Genomic DNA, 2,587 nt, shown 5'->3' with positions numbered 1-2,587 from the left:
GGGGCAACGGCGGCCGGGGTGCCCCCCCCCGGCCCGCCCCGTCCCGGGTCTTTTTCGTGAAAACGGGGTTACACCTTGTCTCCATTTTTGCGCGCAGAACGTCTTTGGAATGCACAACAACCCGGGCGGAGGTCCGTGCCCGGTTGGTAACCAGTCTCATTCAATGCCTTTGGAAATTCTTCGACCATGCCTTCCTTGCCCCGTCAACATCTGCTGAGCCTGGCCCTTGCCACGGCCTTTGGTTCCGTCTCGTTCTGGAGCACCGAGGCGGTGGCCCAGGCCACAGGGCAGGAGGCTGCCCAAGTGTTCGATATCCATGTGCCGGCCCAGGCCCTGGCTTCGGCCATCAACGAGCTGTCCCGCCAGACGGGAACCCAGATGTTTGCCGCAGGCGACCTGGTGGCCGGGCTCAGTTCCCGCGCCGTCAACGGCCGCCTGACATCGGAGCAGGCCTTGCGGGAGCTGCTGGCCGGCACGTCCCTGGAAGCCATCAGGATGAACAACGGAGGCTTCGCCATCCGCCGTCCCGCGGTCTCCGGCGCGACCTTGCCGACCATCAACGTCACGGACAGCGAAACCGCAGCCGGCCCCGTGCAGGGCTATGTCGCCCGGCGCAGTTCAACGGGCACGAAGACCGATACGCCCATCCTGGAGACACCGCAGTCCATCACGGTCATCGGTGCCCAGGAGATCGAGACGCTGAAGTCGCAAAGCCTGCAGGATGCGCTGGGCTACGCGGCCGGCGTCACCCGCGCCGAGGGCCTGGACCGCACCTCGGACAGCCTGTACCTGCGCGGATTCCGCACCACGGGCATGTACCGGGACGGCAGCCTGTTCACGGCCAACATCTACGACGGACGGCAGGAGCCCTACGGCCTGGAGCGCATCGAGCTGCTCAAGGGCGCCTCTTCGGTGATCTTTGGCTCGGTCTCCCCGGGCGGCGTGGTCAACACCGTGAGCAAGCGGCCCACCACGGAAAAAATCCGGGAGCTGAACATCGACGCCGGAAGCTTCGGGCGCAGGCAGGTCTCGGGTGATTTTGCGGGCGCCCTGGACGACGAGGGCAAATGGTCCTACCGGCTGGTGGCGCTCAAGCGCGACAGCGACAGCTTCATCGACCGTGTCCCCGATGACAGAACCTATGTCGCCCCATCGCTCAAGTGGCAGCCCGATGCGAACACCTCGCTGACACTGTTGGCCGAGGTCCAGAAGGACCGCACCACCTACGTCTACGGGCTGCCCGCCTACGGCACCCTGCTGCCCAACATCAATGGACAGATTCCCCGTAACCGCTTCATCGGAGAGGCGGGGCGGGACAAATTCGATCTGGACCGCTACTCCATCGGCTATCTTTTCGAACATGCCTTTTCCGAGAAGCTCAAGCTCAGGAACAGCATGCGCTACTACAACGCAAAGAGCAGCTACTTCAGCACGGACGGCTGGGGCCTGTCCGCCGACCAGCGCTCGGTGGTGGAGCGCTACTACCAGCCGCGCTGGGACCGCTCGTCGGCCTTCGTGACCGATACCTCGCTGCAGTACCAGCTGGACCAGGGCCGCATCAAGCACACCATGCTGGTGGGCTTCGACTACGCCTTGCCAAAGCACGAGACCGAGCGCTATGAACAGCAGGCCGCCGACCTCGATGTCTTCAACCCGGTCTACGGCAAGCCGGTGGGGCCTGTCTCCCCCTACTACCGCTCGTCCTGGAAGAACGACTACAAGCGCCTCGGCATCTATGCGCAGGACCAGATCAAGATCGATGACAAGTGGGTGGTTCTGCTGGGCGGCCGCTATGACAAGGTCCGCTTCAACGAGACGAACTTCTTCACCGGGGACGTGAGCGCGGCCAATGAGAAAAGCTCGGCCTTCACGGGCCGGGTGGGCGTGGTCTATCTCGCCGCCAATGGCCTTGCCCCCTTCTTCAGCTACAGCGAGTCCTTCGAGCCCACCCAGGGCCAGGACCGCCTTGGATCGCGGTTCAAGCCCACGACGGGGCAGCAGTACGAGGCCGGTGTCCGCTACCAGCCCAGCGGCTCCCGGGCCATGGTTTCGGCGGCGGTCTTCCAGCTCACCCGCCAGAACCTGCTCGTGCCCGATCCCCAGGACGCCAGCAGGGCGTTCAACATCCAGGCCGGTGAAGTCCGCTCCCGCGGCTTCGAGCTGGAGGCGCGAAGCTCCATCGGCCGCAATGTGAACATCATTGCCGCCTATGCCTACACGGATGCGCGCACCACGCAGGCAAGCCCCCTGCAGCCGGACGAGCTGGGCAAGCGCTCCATCGGCGTGCCCTACAACCAGATATCGCTGTGGGGCGACTACAGCTTTGGCGACTTCGGGCTTGCCGGCCTCAAGGTGGGCATGGGCGCCAGGTACCTGGGCCAGACACGCGGCCTGGCCTATGGCGTTCCCGTCTCGCTGCCGGCGTTCACCCTGGTGGATGCCATGGTCAGCTACACCACCGGACCCTGGCGCTTCGCCCTGAACCTCACCAACCTGACCGACAAGACCTATATCGCCAGCTGCTCCTACGGCTGCTTCTACGGCGAGCCCCGCAAGGTGATCGGCACGGCCACCTATCGCTGGTAAG

1 protein-coding gene is annotated in these 2,587 nt (G+C 64.8%); it reads left to right on the top strand.

What is annotated here, in order from left to right; genetic code table 11:
* Positions 1-186 precede the first annotated feature (186 nt).
* Positions 187-2,586 carry a TonB-dependent siderophore receptor gene (locus ACN20X_RS22110; protein ID WP_016450478.1) on the top strand — a complete coding sequence of 800 codons (2,400 nt, stop codon included), beginning with the start codon at positions 187-189 and terminating at the stop codon, positions 2,584-2,586.
* Position 2,587 lies beyond the last annotated feature (1 nt).

Source organism: Delftia sp. PX-1 (genome assembly GCF_055797465.1).
This window is presented reverse-complemented; position numbering and strand designations above follow the sequence as displayed.

Excerpts from the sequence above, each read along its gene's own strand:
- ACN20X_RS22110 (WP_016450478.1), top strand. The coding sequence starts at position 187 with ATGCCTTCCTTGCCCCGTCAACATCTGCTGAGCCTGGCCCTTGCCACG.